15 protein-coding genes are annotated in these 18,691 nt (G+C 67.3%); 10 read left to right on the top strand and 5 right to left on the bottom strand.

Going from position 1 to position 18,691, the window contains the following annotated elements; translation table 11 throughout:
- The first annotated feature begins 57 nt into the window (after positions 1-57).
- Entirely contained in the window at positions 58-1,260 is a 1,203-nt protein-coding gene (locus tag ACFWU5_RS18825) for a low temperature requirement protein A (RefSeq protein WP_379268084.1), read from the top strand.
- On the opposite strand, the gene ACFWU5_RS18820 is transcribed toward ACFWU5_RS18825, so the two are convergent.
- The 3 genes from ACFWU5_RS18820 to ACFWU5_RS18810 form a co-directional block, all read right to left on the bottom strand.
- Complete coding sequence (locus ACFWU5_RS18820) at positions 1,247-2,080, bottom strand: ion transporter (protein WP_379246964.1); 834 nt, start codon at positions 2,078-2,080, stop codon at positions 1,247-1,249. The two genes, ACFWU5_RS18825 and ACFWU5_RS18820, sit on opposite strands and share 14 nt — an antisense overlap.
- Before the next feature lie 155 nt (positions 2,081-2,235).
- Positions 2,236-3,846, bottom strand: coding sequence for a GMC oxidoreductase (locus tag ACFWU5_RS18815; protein ID WP_379268083.1), 1,611 nt, complete (start codon positions 3,844-3,846; stop codon positions 2,236-2,238).
- 119 nt (positions 3,847-3,965) lie between these two features.
- Entirely contained in the window at positions 3,966-4,733 is a 768-nt protein-coding gene (locus ACFWU5_RS18810; protein WP_379268082.1) for a sulfite exporter TauE/SafE family protein, read from the bottom strand.
- Positions 4,734-5,018: 285 nt separating this feature from the next.
- On the opposite strand from ACFWU5_RS18810, the gene leuA reads away from it, so the two are divergent.
- Positions 5,019-6,815 carry a 2-isopropylmalate synthase gene (gene leuA / locus ACFWU5_RS18805; protein ID WP_379268081.1) on the top strand — a complete coding sequence of 599 codons (1,797 nt, stop codon included), beginning with the start codon at positions 5,019-5,021 and terminating at the stop codon, positions 6,813-6,815.
- 613 nt (positions 6,816-7,428) lie between these two features.
- Complete coding sequence (locus tag ACFWU5_RS18800; RefSeq protein ID WP_379268127.1) at positions 7,429-8,919, top strand: AAA family ATPase; 1,491 nt, start codon at positions 7,429-7,431, stop codon at positions 8,917-8,919.
- A gap of 79 nt (positions 8,920-8,998) precedes the next feature.
- Here ACFWU5_RS18800 and ACFWU5_RS18795 read toward each other — a convergent pair whose 3' ends face one another.
- A complete protein-coding gene (locus ACFWU5_RS18795; RefSeq protein ID WP_379268080.1) occupies positions 8,999-9,898 on the bottom strand; it encodes a LysR family transcriptional regulator in 900 nt (299 codons plus the stop codon).
- Between the two features lie 72 nt (positions 9,899-9,970).
- On the opposite strand from ACFWU5_RS18795, the gene ACFWU5_RS18790 reads away from it, so the two are divergent.
- The 7 genes from ACFWU5_RS18790 to ACFWU5_RS18760 all read left to right on the top strand — a co-directional run bounded on the left by ACFWU5_RS18790 (position 9,971) and on the right by ACFWU5_RS18760 (position 17,728).
- Entirely contained in the window at positions 9,971-10,909 is a 939-nt protein-coding gene (locus tag ACFWU5_RS18790; RefSeq protein WP_379268079.1) for an EamA family transporter, read from the top strand.
- A gap of 173 nt (positions 10,910-11,082) precedes the next feature.
- Positions 11,083-12,828, top strand: coding sequence for an FAD-dependent oxidoreductase (locus ACFWU5_RS18785; protein ID WP_379268078.1), 1,746 nt, complete (start codon positions 11,083-11,085; stop codon positions 12,826-12,828).
- A 152-nt stretch (positions 12,829-12,980) separates the two neighbouring features.
- Entirely contained in the window at positions 12,981-14,216 is a 1,236-nt protein-coding gene (locus ACFWU5_RS18780) for a MurT ligase domain-containing protein (protein WP_379268077.1), read from the top strand.
- Complete coding sequence (locus tag ACFWU5_RS18775) at positions 14,213-14,929, top strand: type 1 glutamine amidotransferase (RefSeq protein ID WP_379268076.1); 717 nt, start codon at positions 14,213-14,215, stop codon at positions 14,927-14,929. Before ACFWU5_RS18780 ends, ACFWU5_RS18775 begins: the two co-directional genes overlap by 4 nt.
- A 110-nt stretch (positions 14,930-15,039) precedes the next feature.
- A complete protein-coding gene (locus ACFWU5_RS18770; protein WP_379268126.1) occupies positions 15,040-15,903 on the top strand; it encodes an ABC transporter permease in 864 nt (287 codons plus the stop codon).
- Positions 15,900-16,961, top strand: coding sequence for a glycine betaine ABC transporter substrate-binding protein (locus tag ACFWU5_RS18765; RefSeq protein ID WP_379268075.1), 1,062 nt, complete (start codon positions 15,900-15,902; stop codon positions 16,959-16,961). The genes ACFWU5_RS18770 and ACFWU5_RS18765 overlap by 4 nt, the downstream gene beginning before the upstream one ends.
- Positions 16,958-17,728 carry an ABC transporter ATP-binding protein gene (locus ACFWU5_RS18760; RefSeq protein ID WP_379268074.1) on the top strand — a complete coding sequence of 257 codons (771 nt, stop codon included), beginning with the start codon at positions 16,958-16,960 and terminating at the stop codon, positions 17,726-17,728. The genes ACFWU5_RS18765 and ACFWU5_RS18760 overlap by 4 nt, the downstream gene beginning before the upstream one ends.
- Here the strand turns inward: ACFWU5_RS18760 and ACFWU5_RS18755 are convergent, their stop codons facing one another.
- Positions 17,729-18,604 (bottom strand): bile acid:sodium symporter family protein, encoded by an 876-nt coding sequence (locus ACFWU5_RS18755; RefSeq protein WP_379268073.1) that lies wholly within the window; start codon positions 18,602-18,604, stop codon positions 17,729-17,731.
- Between the last annotated feature and the right edge of the window lie 87 nt (positions 18,605-18,691).

Below are 18,691 nucleotides of genomic sequence, written 5' to 3'. Positions count from 1 at the left end.
CCGCGAAACCGGTTTCCGTGCGCGCGGATCGCCGCCGACAGTGCGACCATTGTCGGCATGAGCGGAAAACGGCGGGTCCGGTTCCAGCCGGTGCGCGACGGCGAGACGGTGACCCAGCTCGAGCTGTTCTTCGACCTGGTGATCGTCTTCGCGTTCACCATGGTCACCGCGCTCGCCGCGGACGAGACCACCGCGGTGAACATGCTGCGGGCCACGCTGGTGCTGGCCCTGATGTGGTGGCTGTGGATCGCGTATTCGTGGCTGGGCAATGTGGTGCGCGCCGACGAGGGCCTCACGCGGGTGGCGATGTTCGTCGCGATGGGCGGTGCGTTCCTGGCCGCGCTCACGATCCCCGAGGCGTTCACGGATATGCCCGGCGGCTGGTTCGGTCCGCTGGTGTTCGCCATCGCCTATCTGATCGTGCGACTGGTGCACGTGTCGGTCTTCTGGATGGTCAGCGCGGGCGATGCGCAGTTACGCAGGCAGCTGCTGCGCTGGGCGCTTGGCTCGATCACCCTGGGCACCACACTGTTGGTGGTGGCCGCGATGACCACCGGCGCGGTGCAGATTCTGCTGTGGCTGGCCGCGATCGTCGGCGACATGGTGTGGACGTGGGCGGCGGGCACCGACTGGCGGCTGAACTCGGCCAAGCACTACGCCGAACGCTACGGCCTGATCGTGATCGTGGCGCTGGGCGAATCCATCGTGTCGATCGGGGTCGGCGTGGCCGGACTGCCGATCTCGTGGCCGATCGCGGTCGGTTCGATGCTGGGGCTTGCGGTGTCGGGTCTGCTGTGGTGGCTGTACTTCGACGTGGCGGCGATCTCGATCGAGCACGCCTTCGCCCATGCCAAGGACGCGCGGCAGATCAAGATCGCCCAGAACAGCTACATGTACGGGCATTTCCCGATGATCGTGGGCGTGATCGGGTTGTCGTTGGGCTTGAAGAAGGTGCTGTACTACGTCGGCGATTCCTCGCATCACACGCTCACCGATCCGCTGTACGGGATTCCGCTCGGGGCGCTCTACGGTGGTCCTGCGCTGTTCCTGCTCGGCATCGCGTTCGCGAAATACTATGCGACACAATCTGTTTCGATCGAACGCGTGGTGGTTGCGGTGTTGCTGTTCGCGCTGATCCCGGTCGCCGCGCACCTGCCCGCGCTGGCCTCGCTGACGCTGTTGTGCGCGCTACTGGCCGCGCTGGTGGTCGCGGAGACTATCCGTTTCGCTCAGCCGCGCGACCGGATCAGGCACGCTTGACCTGCGAAAGCTGGTGCCGCACACCATGTTCGGGATGTGACGCGCCGAACTTGGACGGCGGCACCTTCACCCCTTTGCGCACGGCGTCGTTGATCTGATCGAGGTTCTCGCGCAGCATGTCGGCCACGAGTTCGTCGGTGCGCGGGTCGTCCAGCAGTTGCCGCAGCATGCGGTAGACCGTGTCGGCGACCAGCCGGATGATGTCGTCGTGGAACGGGAGGTAGCGCAACTTGCCGGTCTGCGGATCGTTCTTGATCAGGTCCATGATCAGGTTGTCGATCTCGGCGTGATTCTCTTCGAGCGCGTTGGCGATGTTCTGGGTGTAGTGCCCGGCGCGCAGCACATTGGAGACCTCGTCCAGGACCGCGACCGTCATCGGACGTTTGATGATGTCCACGATGGTGCCCACGAACCGGTTCACGATCGTGGCGGTGACCCGCTCCCCCAGCGCCCGATCGGCGACCCGCCCGAGCCGGATCAAGATCACCACGATCCGGAACAACCGGAATCCGCGGAACAGCGGGCTGGTCACCGGGATCATGCCGAGCACTTCGTACCAGTAGACGAACGGGAACGTCCACGGCCAGCCCGCGCGCCGCCAGCGCCACAGGAATTCCACGGCGAAGATCGCGCAGATCGACGTGTCGACGATGACGATCGCGTGATAGGTCGGCCCGCTGACGTGGAAGAACGTGATCCACACGACCAGCACCACCGACACGATCGCCAGGGCGAGCATGAACAGGTCGGTGCGCAGTGTGGGCGTTTTGGCGCGCACGTCCGGCAGTGCCTCGACCCGTTCGATCCCCGGTGAAGCCACTGATGCTCCTGTGCTGTCGGCGGCTGACACCGCGTGTTCGAGCCCGTGACCCGAACGGCCTGTTCGAGGTCGACTGTCGGCCTCGACTTCGCTTGCCACGCTAATTGGTCGACCGGCGCCGCGAGCGGACTTGCGAACGCCGGTCGGGCGCGTGTTCAGCCGCGCAGCACGGCCTCGATATTGCGTTCGGCCAGTGCGGTGATGGTCAGCGACGGGTTGACCGTGGCGGTGCTGCCGGGAATCGCCGCGCCGTCCATCACGTACAGGCCGGGGTGGCCGTGCACGCGACCGTAGCCGTCGGTGGCTTTGCCCAGCACCGCGCCACCCAGCGGGTGCGCGGTGAACTGGGCGTTGGCGTCATAGCCCAGCACGCCGTATTCGGCGACCGCACCGGCACGTTCGGCGATCCGGTGATCGACCGCGCGTGCCGCACCGGCCACGGCGTGCTGGGTGGCCGCCGACCAGTTCAAGCCGACGCCGCCCGTGGCCGCCTGATAGCCGAACCGCGCGCGGGTCGGGTCGAGGACCATGCCCAGCGAAGCCAGCGCGCCGGTTTCGAACGGGATACCGGGGATGTACCAGTTCTCCAGGGTCAGCGGGACGCTGGATTCGTCGTAGATGCGGCTGGCGCTGGGCACGCCCTGGCCGTGGCCCGCGACCTGGCTCGCGCCACGGGCCAGGACCACGTCACCGTTGGTGCCGAAGCCGTCGCCGATGTGCTCGTTGAGGTTGGGCAGCGTGCCGGTGGCCTGCGCGCGGACCAGCAGTTCCGAGGTACCGACAGATCCTGCGCCGAGGAACAGCTTGTCGCAGGTCAGGTTTCGGGTACTCAGTACCTGGCCGGTCGGGGACAGTTTCGTCACCGCGACCACGAACTTGCCGCCTGCTTCCTGAGCGATGGCGTCGACGCGATGACCGGCGAAGACCTGCGACTTGCCGGTCTCGCGGGCGTAGCGCAGGTAGTTCTGGTTGAGGTCGAACTTGGCGCCGTTGGAGTTGCCCAGGTTGGAGCGCGCGGTGGTGGCCGAGGCGCGCGAGGTGCCCGCCAGTTCGCTGCGCAGCACGTCCCAGTTGAAGATCGAGTCGTTGGCCAGCGGCTGGTAGCCGGCCGCGCGGACCTGCGCGTCCCAGGCACGCGAGTGCGCGAACGGCGAGGAGTTGTAGATGTCGGCGGGCATCGCGTCCAGGCGCAGCATCTGCCGCACGCGCGGGTAGTACACGCGTTCCAGCTCGCCGAAGTCGACGACGCCGCCGAAGACCTGGTCGAACAGCTTGCGTTCGGGAGCCACCATCGCGCCGGTGAAGATCACCGAACCGCCGCCGACCGCGGCCGCGCGCCACACGTCGATCCCGGAATACTGGGTCACATCCAGCACGCCGCCGAAGGCGCTGAAGCTCATCGGCACCTTGGTGACGCCGGTGAAGCTGGTGCGATGCCAGAACCCGCGACCGTCGGGCAGGTCGTCGCCGGTGAAGATCTCCCGCCACGGGTCGTTGGGCCACAGCGAACCGCGTTCGAGCACGGTGTTGGCGATGCCGGCCTCGGCCAGCCGCAACGCGGTTACCGCCGCTCCGAAGCCGGATCCGATCACGATCGCGGGCGAATGCGCGGGCGCGTCCGGGATCGGGGCGAAGATCTCCGGCACCCAGGACTGGAACATCGCGGCGCGCGGATCCGCCGAAGCGGGCGCGTTGCTCAGCGTCGTTCCCACGGCACCAGCAACAGCCGCCAGTCCCGTCGCCTTGAAAAAGGCACGTCTGTGCACCAGGCCACCTCCCTCATCACGCATGGCCGACGCGAAGAATACCCCGCAACAAGCGGAAACCGCCCGCTAGTACCCACATTTGTCGCAAGTCACGACCGGTGGGTGGCGCGGGCGAGAACTCAGCTGGTGAGCAGGCGGATCACCGCGATCGTGCCCACCACCACGATCACCGCGCGCAGCACGTTCGGCGACAACTTCCGACCCACTTTCGCGCCCAGTTGCCCGCCGATGATCGACCCCACCGCGATCAACGCCACCACCCGCCAGTCCACGTCGGCGATCACGATGAAGATCGCCGCCGACACCGCGTTCACGATCAACGCCAGCACGTTCTTCACACCGTTGAGCCGCTGGATGTCCTCGTGCACGAACACCCCGAGCAGGCCCAGCAGCAGCACGCCCTGCGCCGCCCCGAAATACCCGCCGTAGATACCCGTGGCGAACACCGCGACCAGCAGAATCGGCCCGCCGTGTTCGGGAGCGGCCGATTCACCGCCCTCACGACGCTTTTTCACCCAGGCCGCCAGCCGCGGCTGCACGACCACCAGGATCAGCGCCACGATGATCAACACCGGCACGATCGCCTTGAACGCCGACTCCGGCATCGTCATCAGCACGATCGCGCCCACGATGCTGCCTAGCAGCGACGCACTACCCAGCTGCACCAGCCGCTTCTGCTGTCCGGCGAGCTCACGCCGATACCCGATCACCCCGCTGATCGAGCCGGGAACCAGCCCGATCGTGTTCGACACATTCGCCGTCACCGGCGGCAACCCGAACGCCAGCAGCGTGGGAAAGGTGATCAGCGTTCCCGATCCGACGATCGTATTGATGCCACCCGCCGCGATGCCCGCCGCGAAGATGGCCACCTGCTGCAACCAAGTCATGCGAATTCCTTTGGTACGTCTCGTCGGACGCGTGGTCCGTACAAGCGTGCGTTATGGGGGAAACCGTACTGGTCAACCGGACAGCTGATTCGGGGAGGTTGATTCACCGGGCCGCTTACGGGCGGGGGTGTGCGCGCGGTAAGCTCGAAGGATCATGCTGCAGCGGGCACTTCTTCTCGGCCGCCGCGACGGGTTCTGACAAGGACCGGCTCCCGTCGCGGGGTTCCAACGCGCCGGTCGACCCGCTCCCATCAGGGAATCCTTCACACTCACGGAGAAACTTGCATGTCCTCGGCTGACGCATTCGTATCCGCTTCGCGCACCATCGCGGCCCCCGGCAAACCGGCCCCGGCCGACCAGCCCGCGTGGAACACCCAGAAGAACTCCTCGATGCCCTCGTTCCGGTATCGCCCCTTCGCCGAAGAGGTCGAGCCGATCGCCGTGGCCGACCGGACCTGGCCGGACAAGATCATCGATCGCGCCCCCGCGTGGTGCGCCGTCGACCTGCGCGACGGCAACCAGGCGCTGATCGACCCGATGAGCCCCGCGCGCAAGCGCCGCATGTTCGACCTGCTGGTCCGCATGGGCTACAAGGAGATCGAGGTCGGGTTCCCGGCCGCGAGCCAGACCGACTTCGACTTCGTCCGCGAGATCATCGAAGACGGCGCCGTGCCCGCCGACGTCACCATCCAGGTGCTCACCCAGTGCCGCCCCGAGCTGATCGAGCGCACGTTCGAGGCCTGCAACGGCGCACCGAACGTGATCGTGCACTTCTACAACTCCACCTCGATCCTGCAGCGCCGCGTGGTCTTCCGCGCCGAGCGCGACGCGGTGAAGAAGATCGCCACCGACGCGGCCAAGCTGTGCCTGGAGATCGAGAAGCGCTACCCCGACACCGAGTGGCGCTACGAGTACAGCCCCGAGTCCTACACCGGCACCGAGCTGGATTACGCCCGTGAGGTGTGCGACGCGGTCTCCGAGATCATCGCGCCGACGCCCGACAAGCCGCTGATCATCAACCTGCCCGCGACCGTCGAGATGGCCACGCCGAACGTGTACGCCGACTCGATCGAGTGGATGCACCGCAACCTGGCCCGTCGCGATTCGATCGTGCTGTCGCTGCACCCGCACAACGACCGTGGCACCGCCGTCGCGGCCGCCGAGCTGGGCTACCAGGCAGGCGCCGACCGCATCGAGGGCTGCCTGTTCGGCAACGGCGAGCGCACCGGCAACGTCTGCCTGGTCACCCTGGGCATGAACATGTTCTCGCGCGGCATCGACCCGCAGATCAACTTCTCCGACATCGACGAGGTCCGTCGCACCGTCGAGTACTGCAACCAGCTGGCCGTCGCGGAACGTCACCCCTACGGCGGCGACCTGGTCTACACCGCGTTCTCCGGCAGCCACCAGGACGCCATCAACAAGGGCCTGGACGCGATGAAGGCCGCCGCCGACGCGCAGGGCGCCGATGTGGCCGACATCGTCTGGGAGGTCCCGTACCTGCCGATCGACCCCAAGGACGTCGGCCGCACCTACGAGGCCGTGATCCGGGTGAACTCGCAGTCCGGCAAGGGCGGCGTGGCCTACATCATGAAGACCGATCACGGCCTGGTGCTGCCGCGCCGCCTGCAGATCGAGTTCTCGCAGGCCATCCAGGCGATCACCGACGGTGAGGGTGGCGAGGTGACGCCCAAGGAGATGTGGGACGTCTTCGCCGACGAGTACCTGAACCCGATCCTGCCGCTCGAGCGGATCAAGCAGAAGGTCACCGCCGCCGAGACCGACGGCGGCGTGGACTCGATCACCGCGACCGTGAAGGTCGAGGGCGTCGAGCAGGAGATCACCGGTTCCGGCAACGGCCCGCTGGCCGCGTTCGTCGACGCGATCGCCACCGTCGGCTTCGACGTACGAGTCCTGGACTACAGCGAACACGCCATGTCCGCAGGCGACGACGCCCAAGCCGCCGCCTACGTCGAGGTAGCCATCGGCGACAAGATCGTCTGGGGCGTAGGCATAGCCACCTCGATCACCACCGCCTCCCTGCGCGCAGTCGTCTCCGCGGTGAACCGCGCGGCTCAGTAGTTCGCTCTATGGCGGCCGGGACCTGGTGGTCCCGGCCGCTTTCGTGCCTGTGGATAGATTCCAGAGCCTGTGGATAAGTCCGGTCCGGCTGGTCGACTTCGCGTCGGATATGCCGGTTGAGCTGGGCGCATTCGACATCGCTTCGATGCGCGCGACGCCCTGCCCCCGACGCACGAAAATTGCCTCCGTGTTAGCGTTTTAAAGCACATTCAGCGCCGAGCTTTCCTGCTCGTTCAGCGAGCAAGTGGGGGACACTGTGACCAACAACGACCATAATCCGACCTCGCCGCCGTGGCTGCAGAGTCCGTCGGCTGACGAGTCCGACGCTGCGTCCGGTCCCTCCGGAGTACAGACCGCGACCGTCGACGACGAGCTCGAGCCCGCCGAGACCGCGGCCGAGCCGACCGGCGAGGTCAGCGATCCGTCGACCGGCGAGCAGCCCATCGCCGAGCCTGGTCTCGCCGACCAGACCGTGTATCAGCCCGGCGGTTTCGCGCCGCCCGCTCAGTTCGCGCAGGGCGCGCCGTACTCGATGCCCGATCCGTATCAGGGCAACGTGGCGAACGGGCCGGAGCAGCAGCCGTGGCCGGGTCAGCCGCAGGGCGAACCGTGGATGCCGGGTCAGCCGGGCGCCGAGCAGCCGTACCCCGGCCCGCACGCGACCGGTGAGCAGCCGTATCCGGGCGTGCCGCCGCAGTACCCCGGCGCCGAGGGTGCGCCGCAGTATCCGGGTGCTGAGGGGCAGCCCTACCCCGGTCCTGAACAGCAGCAGCAGTTCTCGGAGCAGGGGCAGCAGTCCGAGCCCATCTACAGCTGGGCGCCGCCGCCGCCGATGTTCGCACCGCCCATGCAGGGCGGGATGGCGCCGGGTCAGCCTGAGATGCCCGGCCAGTTCCCCGGTCAGCCGGGGCAGTTCCCTGGTCAGCAGCCCGAACAGTTCGGCCAGTTCCCGGGCCAGCAGCCCGATCAGCCGGGCCAGTTCCCCGGCCAGCCTGGCCCTGCGGGTCCGCCGTCCGGCCAGCAGTGGGGCGCCCCGCAGCAGCAACCGTTCCAGCCGCAGCACATGCAGCAGCCAGGTCAGCCCGGCCATTCGGTCAACGACCTGAACCTGCTCAAGCGCGCGCGCAAGTCGCCCCGCAGCGGGTGGCGCAAGGCTGTGCACAAGGTGTCCGGCGGCGCGATCAACCCCGGCGAGTCCGCGGCCGACGTGGTGTTCCGCGATCTGGGCGAGCGCGTCAACCAGCCGGTGCGCGGCGACTACCGGATCGCGATCCTGTCGCTCAAGGGCGGCGTCGGCAAGACCACCACCACGGTCGGTCTCGGCTCCACCTTCGCCTCCCAGCGTGGTGACCGCGTGATCGCCATCGACGCCAACCCCGACCTCGGCACCCTGGCCCACCGGGTGCCCCGTCAGACCCGTTCCACGGTGCGCAACCTGCTCGAAGATCAGCAGATCACCCGCTACTCGGACGTGCGCGCACACACCTCGCAGGCCCCCAGCCGCTTGGAAGTGCTTGCGTCCGAACAGGATCCGGCCGTGTCGGAGGCCTTCAGCGAGGCCGATTACCGCAAGGCGATCGGTATCCTGCAGTCGTTCTACAACATCATCCTCACCGACTGCGGCACCGGTCTGATGCACTCGGCGATGTCGGGCGTGCTGGACATGGCGAGCTCGCTGGTGCTGGTCACCTCCCCCGCGATCGACGGTGCGCGCAGCGCCTCGGCGACGCTGGACTGGCTGGACCACCACGGCTACAGCAAGCTGGTCGAACGCACCGTCGTGGTCGTGAACGCTTCGCGCCGTGGCGCTTCCACGGTCGACCTGGACCAGCTGCGCAAGCTGTTCCTCGACCGCACCCGCGCCGTGCAGATCGTCCCCTTCGACGATCACCTGGCCGAGGGCGCCGAGATCGACCTCGAACTGGTGAGCAAGCCGACCAGGCGCGCCCTGCTCGAACTGGCCGCCATGGTCGCCGACGATTTCGGCTACCACGGTCAGCAGCAACAGTTCCAGCAGCAGCCCTACCAGCCCGGCCAGCCGTACCCGGGCCAGCCGTACCCCGGTCAGCAGTTCCCGGGCCAGCAGTATCCGGGCCAGGTCTGACGTAGACAACGACGGTCGACGCGGGTCGGGGCCTGAGGCCGACGACCCCGTCGCCATCCGGCGATGAGAACCGATCCGTTCATCGCGCGAGGATCGCCCGCGCCGCACTGTCGAACGCATCCAGCACGGTCGCGATGGCCGGGCTGCGGTGGGCTTGTGGACGGGTGACGATCTCGTACACTCGCGCCGCTCGCACGCCGTCCAACCGCAGCACCGACAGGTCGGGGTGGGCCACGGCATAGCGCGGCATCAGCGCGACACCGTAGCCGGAGACAACCAGCGTTTCGATCACACGAAACTCATTGAGCCGCTGAGCAATCCGCGGCCGCACCCCGGTGACAGTGGCGATGGATTCGAGCACATCATCAACGGGAAACCCACCGCGCACACTCACCCACGTCTCCTCGGCGAGCTCCTCGGGTCGCACCGAAGTCCGACCCGACAGCGGATGATCCGGCGCCACAACAACATCGATGGGTTCACGCATCAACACGCGCGCTGCCAGCCGCGGCCCGGACACCGACGGCGCCCGCTCATCCCGATGCGTGAGCACGATGTCGTAGTCCGCCAACAACTTCGACACCTCACTGGGCGGCAGATCCTCATCCCCCGCAACCAACTCGACGCCACTGGACGCCAACGCGGCCAGCACCGGCGGCAACAGCAACGCCGCCCCCGACGGAAACGAAGCCACCCGCACCTGACCGCGCGGCGAGCCCCGATAGTGCGCCATCTCGGCGATGGCCCGTTCCATCGCCACGAGCACATCGTCGGCCCGCAACACCAGTGCCTGCCCGGCATCGGTGAGCCGCACCCGCCGCCCGTCCGGCTCGAGCAACGCCACCCCGGCCTCCCGCGCCAGCACTTTCAGCTGCTGCGACACCGCCGACGGCGTCATCGACAGCACGTCGGCCACCGCCGCGACGGTGCCCCGGTCGGCCAGCTCGCGCAGAATCCGCAACCGCTCGATGGAGAACATGAAGTAAATCTACGTTATTGATCCACATTTATTCGATTGTGCTGATCTTTAGCGGGCCGCACCATTAGACCCGTGACCACTCGTGACCGCATGCTCGGACTGACCGTCGTTGTGCTCTGGGGCCTGAACTTCCTGGCCATCCGCATCGGCCTCGACCACTTCCCGCCCTTCTTCTTCGTCGCGCTGCGTTTCGCGGTGATCGCGATCCCCGTGCTGATCTTCATCCCGCGCCCCGCGGTCAAGACCCGGTGGTTGCTGCTCTACGGCACCGGCTTCGGCATTCTGCAGTTCGCCTTCCTGTTCACGGCCATGCGCACCGGCATGCCGACCGGTCTCGCCTCGCTGGTGCTGCAGTCCTCGGCCCCGTTCACCGTGGTGCTGGGCGCGGTGCTGCTGCGCGAGCGGCTGCGACCGGTGCAGATGGCCGGGCTGGCGGTGGCGGTGTTGGGCATGGTCATCATCGGCGCCGATCGAATGGCGACCGCGACCCTGCTGCCAGTCCTGCTGACGTTGGCGGGTGGCTTGGGTTGGGCGTTCGGCAATATCGGTGCCCGCCAGGCCGGCGCCGACTCCCCCGGCTTCAACCCGCTGCACCTGACCCTATGGATGTCGGTCGTGCCGGTACTGCCGATGCTGGCTCTGTCGATGGCCGTCGAGGGCCCCGGAACCGGTTTCCGTGCGCTGGGGGCGGCGTTCTCAACCGACGGCCTGCCCGCGCTGGGCGCCGTCGCCTACATCGCGATCCTGGCGACGGTGTGCGGTTCGGGCCTGTGGACGTATCTGATGAGCCGGTATCCGGCGGGCACGGTGGCGCCGTTGTCGCTGCTGGTCCCGGTTGTTGGCATCGCCGCGGCGTGGGCAGTACTGGACGAACAGCCGTCGATGTTCGCGCTGCTGGGTGGAGCGGTGGTGATCGCGGGAGCGTTCGCGGCTACGACCGGCGGTGGAGTCAAGAAGGCTGTGGAGCCGGTTCGCGAGCTGGTACCGGTTCGTGAGCCGGCACCGGCTTGATCAACCGAGGGCTGTTGGGCTGATTCGGCCCCGCAGTTGCCTGGGGTATGGCTAGCATGTGACCGTTCTCAACTCGGGCGAACGACGCACAGGTCGATATAGCCAGGTCTTCGCCGCGCTCTAGAGTGGTAGCAAATCCCAGGCAATACTCGAGCAAGGCAGCTGAACAGCGTATGGCGGAACAGCGGTGGTCCGTTTCGCGAAGAACCTTCCTTCGCGGCACGGTCGCAGCGGGGGCGATATCGGCGGGGGCCGTAGCGGGTGCGCCAGGTTTCGCGGCGCCACCGGGGCGTCGGGTCGCGGTGCTCGGCGGCGGTGTCGCGGGGCTGACCGCGGCGCACGAGCTGGCCGAGCGCGGCTTCGAGGTGACGGTGTACGAGGCGCGGGCGCTGGGCGGGAAGGCGCGCAGTGTGGGCGTGCCGGGCACCGGGCGTGGCGGTAGGCCCGATCTGCCCGGTGAGCACGGGTTTCGTTTCTTCCCCGGCTTCTATCAGAACCTGCCCGACACGATGCGTCGAATTCCGGTGCCGGGCAATGCCGATGGAGTGTGGAGCAATCTGCTCGCCGTCCCCGAGGCCAGGTTCTCCCGCCGCGACGGCGACGACATCCTGCTGGCCCTGCCCGACAGCCTCACCGCGATCCAGGTCACCCCGGACTCGATCCGAGAATCTCTGGCCGCCACCATCACCACCGCGACCAAGATGCCGCCCGCGGAGGGCGCGTATTTCGCCAACCGGCTGATGGTGTTCAACACCAGCTGCGAGGCCCGCCGCTTCGGCCAGTGGGAATACACGTCCTGGCACGATTTCGTGCGCGGGAACCAGCGCTCGCACGAGTTCCGCGCGCTCATCTCCCGGTCGCTGACGTCGATCATGGTCGCCGCCAAGGAGAATCTGGCCAGCACCCGCACCATCGGCAGCATGGGCGAACAGTTCCTGGGCAATCCGCTGGGCCACGGCAACGACGGCGGCCTGGACCGCGTGCTGAACAACACCACCAACACCGCCTGGATCGACCCGTGGGTCCAGCACCTGCGCACCCTGGGCGTGCGGTTCGAACTGGGCGCGCGCGTGTCCGAACTCGTGGTGCGCGACAAGCGAATCCAGTCCGCTCGCCTCGCCGACGCACGCACTGTCGACGCCGACTATTTCGTGGTCGCGCTGCCGGTGGAGCAGGCCAGGAAACTGTGGTCGTCTGAAGTGTTGGCCGTTGCTCCCGAACTGTCGGCGATGGATCGCCTTTTCGTCGATTGGATGAACGGAATACAGATCTATTTCCGTACGCCACTGCGCATTTCGCGCGGCCACACGGCCTATGTCGATACCCCGTGGTCACTGACATCGATCAGCCAAAATCAGTTGTGGACCCACAAGCTGCCGTCGTTCGGCGACGGTTCGGTGGCCGACTGCCTCTCGGTGGACATCTCCGATTGGCATTCGGTGGGCATGCTCTACGGCAAGCCCGCCACCGAGTGCACGCACGAGGAGATCTTCCGCGAAGTCTGGGCCCAGTTGAGCAGCCATCTCAACGACCGCGAACAACTGCTGCGCCCCGCCGACGTCCATTCCTGGTTTCTCGATCCGGGAATCACCTGGCAGGGCGCACAGAACGCGAATGCCGACCCGCTGCTCATCAATACGGCGGGCTCGTGGGACGCGCGACCGAACGCGCATGGATCGATCGAAAACCTTTTCCTGGCAGGCGATTACGTGCGCACCGACGTCGACCTGGCGACGATGGAGGGTGCCAACGAGTCCGCGCGTGCCGCGGTGAACGCGCTACTGGATGTGTCCGGTTCGAATGCCCAGCGCTGCACCGGTTTCAAACTGCGCCGCACGCCCGAGTTGGAGCCGCTGCGCGCGGTCGACGCCAGCCGCTACGCGCAGGGTCTGCCGAACCTTTTCGACACCCCGACCTGACACCGGTCGATACGGAACGGGCTGCAGGAATGTGCCCACGGTCACCTCCGACGTGGTCCGCACCTGGTCGCCCGGAGGAATTAACACGGTCCTCACGCACGCCGAACCGCTCCCGCCCGCACCGCCGCGCGCGACGCACATAGACTCGCGGCGTGGCAGACATCTCGGTGCGTGGGCGCTTGGCCCTGCGAGCGGCGGCGGCAGCGTCGTGGGCTTCGCAGAAGGCGGGACGCGGCAAGGGTTCGATGATCGGCGGCCTGATCGCGTTGCAGATCGACCCGTCGATCATGACGCAGCTCGGTCGCGAACGGCGAACGGTGCTGATCACCGGCACCAACGGCAAATCGACGACCACCCGGATGACGACCGCGGCGCTGGGCACGCTCGGCGAGGTCGCCACCCAGGCCGACGGCGCCAACATGGACGCGGGCATCGTGGCCGCGCTGAGCCTGCACCAGGGGGTGAAGCTGGCCGCGATCGAGGTCGACGAGCTGCATCTGCCGCACGTGGCCGACGCGCTGAACCCCGAAGCCGTGGTGCTGTTGAACCTGAGCCGCGATCAGCTCGACCGCGTCGGCGAGATCAACATGATCGAACGCAAGCTGCGTGCGGGCCTGGCCCGGCATCCCGACACGGTCGTGATCGCCAACTGTGACGACGTGCTGGTCGCCTCGATCGCCTACGACCACCCGAATGTGGTGTGGGTGTCGGCGGGCAGCGGCTGGGCCGTGGACGCGACCAGCTGCCCGCGCAGTGGCGAGCCGATCGTCTGGGAGGGCGAGAACTGGCGCTCGACCGGCGCGGATTTCCATCGCCCGCAACCTGTTTGGTGGCTCGAGGGCGAAGATCTGTGTGGCCCTGACGGTTTCCGGTCGCCGCTGCACCTGGCACTGCCGGGTCGGGCGAATCGCGGCAATGCGGCGCAGGCCGTGGCCGCGGCGGTGGCGATGGGCGCCGAGCCCGCGAAGGCCACCGATGCCACCGGTACCGTACGCGAGATCGCGGGCCGCTACCGCACCGTCACCGTCGGTGAGCACGACGCGCGCCTGCTGCTGGCCAAGAATCCGGCCGGTTGGCAGGAGGCGCTGTCGATGATCGAGCCGTCGTCGGCGGGTCTGGTGATCGCGGTGAACGGTCAGGTGCCCGACGGCGAGGATCTGTCCTGGCTGTGGGACGTGCGGTTCGAGCACTTCGAAGGCGTGCAGGTGGTCGCCTCGGGCGAACGCGCGACCGATCTGGCCGTGCGCCTGACCTACGCGGGTGTGGAGCACACGTTGATCCCGGATCCGGTGCGCGCCATCGCTTCCTGTCCCGCCGGCCACGTCGAGGTGCTGGCCAACTACACCGCGTTCCGTGATCTGAATCGTGATTTGGAGGCCCGCCGGTGAGCAAGTCAACCATTCGTATCGGCCTCGTGCTGCCCGACGTGATGGGCACCTACGGCGACGGCGGCAACGCGCTGGTCCTGCGGCAACGGCTGCGGATGCGCGGCTACGACGCCGAGATCATCGACATCACCCTCGCCGACCCGGTGCCCGATTCCTTCGACATCTACACCCTCGGTGGCGCCGAGGACTCCGCGCAGCGACTGGCCACCCGCCACCTGCAGAAGTACCCCGGCCTGCAACAGGCGGCCGCCAAAGGCGCACCCGTGCTTGCCATTTGCGCGGCCATCCAGGTGCTGGGCAAATGGTACGAGACTTCGGCGGGCGAAAAGGTCGACGGCGTCAGTCTTTTCGACGTCACCACCGCACCCCAGAAGGTCCGCTCCATCGGCGAAGTCACCACCACGCCCTTGGTCGCCGGCCTCACCGCACCATTGACCGGCTTCGAAAACCATCGTGGCGGAACCACTCTCGGTCCCGATGCCGCTCCGCTAGCCCGCGTCACCCGCGGCGTGGGTAACGGCGTAGGCGACGGCACAGAAGGCGTAGTCCAGGGTTCGGTCTTCGGCACCTACCTGCACGGTCCGGCCCTGGCCCGCAACCCGGAACTGGCCGACCTGCTCATCGCCATGGCGCTGGGCATCCCCGCCACCGACCTGGCCCCCCTCGACCTGCCCGAGGTGACCCAGCTGCGCAAGGAACGTCTGCGCGCCTGAGTTCGGCTCACGCCGACTTTTACCCTCCCGCGACTACTACCTGCGCCGATAGCGTTCGCCTCACAGTGCCGCCGTGGCACTGCTAGGTGAGGAGTGCTGGGGTGACCGCAGTGGTATCGGCCGTGGACGCTGACGCGACCCGTTCGAAGCCCGCGGCGGCGAAGTCACCGCGGCGGGGCGGACCGGTCGTAGCCGGGTTGGCCGCGCTGGCCCTGGTGCTGCTGGGCTGGACCGTGGTGACCGCGGCCGGGCTGGTCGATCCGCTGTATCTGCCGTCGCCGCGCGCGGTGTGGGACGCGTTCGTGCGCGCCAACTCCACCCATCGCATCGCCGACGGCGTGGACCGGTTCGTGGTCGGCGAGCAGAACTATTACCTGTGGGAACACCTGCTGGCCAGCCTGCAGCGGATCGCGATCGGCGTGGGCGCGGCGGTGCTGCTCGGGCCGCCGGTGGGGTTCGTGATGGGGATGGTCGCGCCGGTGCGCTGGCTGACCGAACCGATCCTGAACTTTCTGCGCGCCCTGCCGCCACTGGGCTATATCGGCCTGCTGATCGTGTGGTTCGGCATCGGCGACACCTCCAAGATCTGGCTGCTGTTCCTTGCCGCCTTCCCGCCGATCGTCATCGCGACTCTCGACGGCGTCACCAGCGTCAAACAGGACTATCTGAATGCCGCCCGATCGCTCGGAGCCGGTCGCGCACAAGTCATTTCGCTGGTCGTACTACCCGCGACCCTCGCGAATGTCATCAACGGAGTTCGAATCGCGACGGCCTTCGCCTGGACAACGGTCGTGGCGGCCGAACTCAACAACGGCATCCCCGGCATCGGGGGCCTGGCGTATATCGCAGGTACGCAACTGAATACCCCGCTGACCATCGCCTGCATCATCGTGATCGGCGTGGCGGCCATGCTGCTGGACGCGGCCATCGCGTTCGTGGGCACCAAAGCTGTTCCGTGGAAAGGCAAATCATGAGTATCGCCCTGCGCAAGGTCGTCGCGACCTCGGCCGCCCTGTCCGCCGTGCTCGCGGTCACCGCCGGTTGCGTGGAATCGGGACGCGAGGACACCGGCGCCGCCGCCGCGAGCTGCCCGTTCGCCGCGGATCCCAACGTCACCAGCACCGTGCGCCTCGGCTTCCAGGCCATTCCCAACGGTGACCTGCTGGTGAAGGACCGCAACCTGCTGCAGGCGTGCCTGCCCAACGCGAAGATCACCTGGAGCCAGTTCGCCTCCGGCGGCGATGTGGTGCAGGCGTTCGGCGCGGGCAGTCTCGACATCGGCACGCTGGGCTCGAGTCCGGCGACCAAGGCACTGTCGGCGCCGTTGAACCTGCCCGTGCAGGTGGTGTGGATCCACGACGTGATCGGGACATCGGAATCGCTGGTGGTGCGGGACAAATCGATCACGGCACTGTCCGGGCTGGTCGGGAAGAAGGTGGCCACGCCGTTCGGTTCCACCTCGCATTACAGCCTGCTGGCTGCGCTGGACAAAGCCGGGCTCACCGGCAAGGTAGACCTGATCAACCTGCAGCCGGACGCCATTCCCGGTGCATGGCAAGGCAATCAGATCGACGCCGCGTGGGTCTGGGACCCGACGTTGTCCAAGCTCACCGAGGCCGGCGGCACGGTGCTCACCAGCAGCGCCGACACCGCCGCGGCCGGCGCACCCACCTATGACCTGGCCATCGCCGACAAGAAGTTCCTCGCCGACAACGCCGCCTTCGCCAAGACCTGGGCCAAGGTGCAGGACTACGCGGTCGGTCAGCTGAAGACCGACCAGGCCGCAGCCGCGGTGTCGATCGGCGCGCAGCTGGGCATCGCCCCCGACAAGGTGATTCCGCAGTTGGCGGGCTACCAGTACCTGCCCGCCGCCGAGCAGGCCGGGGCGAAGTATCTCGGCGGCGGTTTCAGCACGGACCTCACCGGCACCGCACGATTCCTGTTGAGCCAGGGCGGAATTGCCGCGGTGGGCACCGAGCAGCAGTACCGCGACGGCATCACCGCCACGCCCGCCGCAGGCGCGAGCTCGTGACCGCCGGGCCGGTGACCGAACGGGTGGCACTGAGTGGGGTGAGCAAGAGCTATGGCGAGATCGAGGTGCTCGCGCCGACCGATCTCACCATCGAACCCGGCGAATTCGTCTGTGTCATCGGCCCTTCCGGCTGCGGCAAGTCCACCCTGCTGAATATCCTCGCCGGATTCCTGCCACCGACTTCGGGCGAGGTGCGCATCGGCGATCGGGTGATCGACGGGCCCGACCACGATCGCGGGGTGGTGTTCCAGCAGGCGAACCTCTACCCGTGGCTATCCGTTCGCGGCAATGTCGAGTTCGGGCCCAAAGTTCTTGGGGTACCGAAGAATACGCGTCGCACCGAAGCGCAGCGGTTGCTCGAGCTGGTCGGTCTGGACCAGCTCGGCGACCGTAAACCCTATGAACTGTCCGGCGGCCAGCAGCAGCGTGCCCAGATCGCTCGCGTGTTGATCAACGACCCGAGCATCGTCCTCATGGACGAGCCCTTCGGCGCCCTCGACGCGCTGACCAGGGAACGACTGCAGCGCGAACTGGTCGCCCTATGGCGCGAACGTCGTAAGACCGTCCTGTTCGTCACGCACGGCATCGACGAAGCCATCCTGCTCGGTACCCGCATTCTGGTGATGGGTACCGAGCCGGGACGCATCGTGCACGACGTGACACCCACCTTCAAAGACGGAGCGGATTTCGCGACGGTGCGTGCCCATCCCGAATTCAGTGCGCTACGTGACGAATTGGCTCGTCACATCTACGCGGCGCATCGATAACTACTGGGCCGCAACGGGTTCCCTCCTGCGCGAGATGACATAGCCGAACACAGCTGCGATCGGGAACATCAACACACCGTAAATCGCTGCTGGAACGGCCATTTCGGTGCTGCCGAGCACGCTGATCGCGATGGTGATGGCGATCGTGCTGTTGTGGATGCCGACCTCGAACGAGCAAGCGATCGACTGACGGTCGGCCACTCCGAGCAGACGCGGCAGGTAGTAGCCGGCGGTCAGGCTGAGCAGGCAGAACACCACGGCGATGCCGCCGACCTCGGCGATGTCGTTGGCCAGCGCCTCGCGCTCGCTGGCGATGGTGCCCAGGATCACCAGCAGCAGCGTGATCGCCGAACCGATGCGCACGGGCTTGTCCATCCGGTCCGCGAACGCCGCCGACCAGCGCCGCACCAACATGCCAAGGCCCACCGGCACCAGCACGATGGCGAACACCTGGATCACCTTGGTCAGCTGCAGGCCGACCGAGCCGTCCTCGCCCGCGGGCTGGAAATAGCCGATGGCGAAGTTGGTCACCACGGGCACCGTGACCACGGCGATGATGGAGTTGACCGCGGTCAACGACACGTTCAGTGCCACGTCACCGCGGAACAGGTGACTGAACAGGTTGGCGGTGGTGCCGCCGGGCGAGGCCGCCAGCAGCATCATGCCCACGGCCAGAATCGGCGTCAGATCGAACAGCAGCACCAGGCCGAAAGCGGCCACCGGCAGCACGAGCAGCTGACAGACCAGCGCGATGGCGACGATGCGCGGGGTTTTCGCGATACGGGTGAAGTCGGCGGTGGTCAGCGACAGGCCGAGCCCGAACATGATCACCGCCAGCGCCAGCGGTAGACCGATCGATACCAGGGGAGAGTTCATAGCCATCCTCGTCGAGCAGTCCGGGCCGAGGAGCCGACCCGGATTGAGACGCGATGGTCTCAATGTCGGAGGGTAACTGACTGTGAG

It is taken from the genome of Nocardia sp. NPDC058640, assembly GCF_042716995.1.
Lineage (GTDB): Bacteria > Actinomycetota > Actinomycetes > Mycobacteriales > Mycobacteriaceae > Nocardia.
This window is presented reverse-complemented; position numbering and strand designations above follow the sequence as displayed.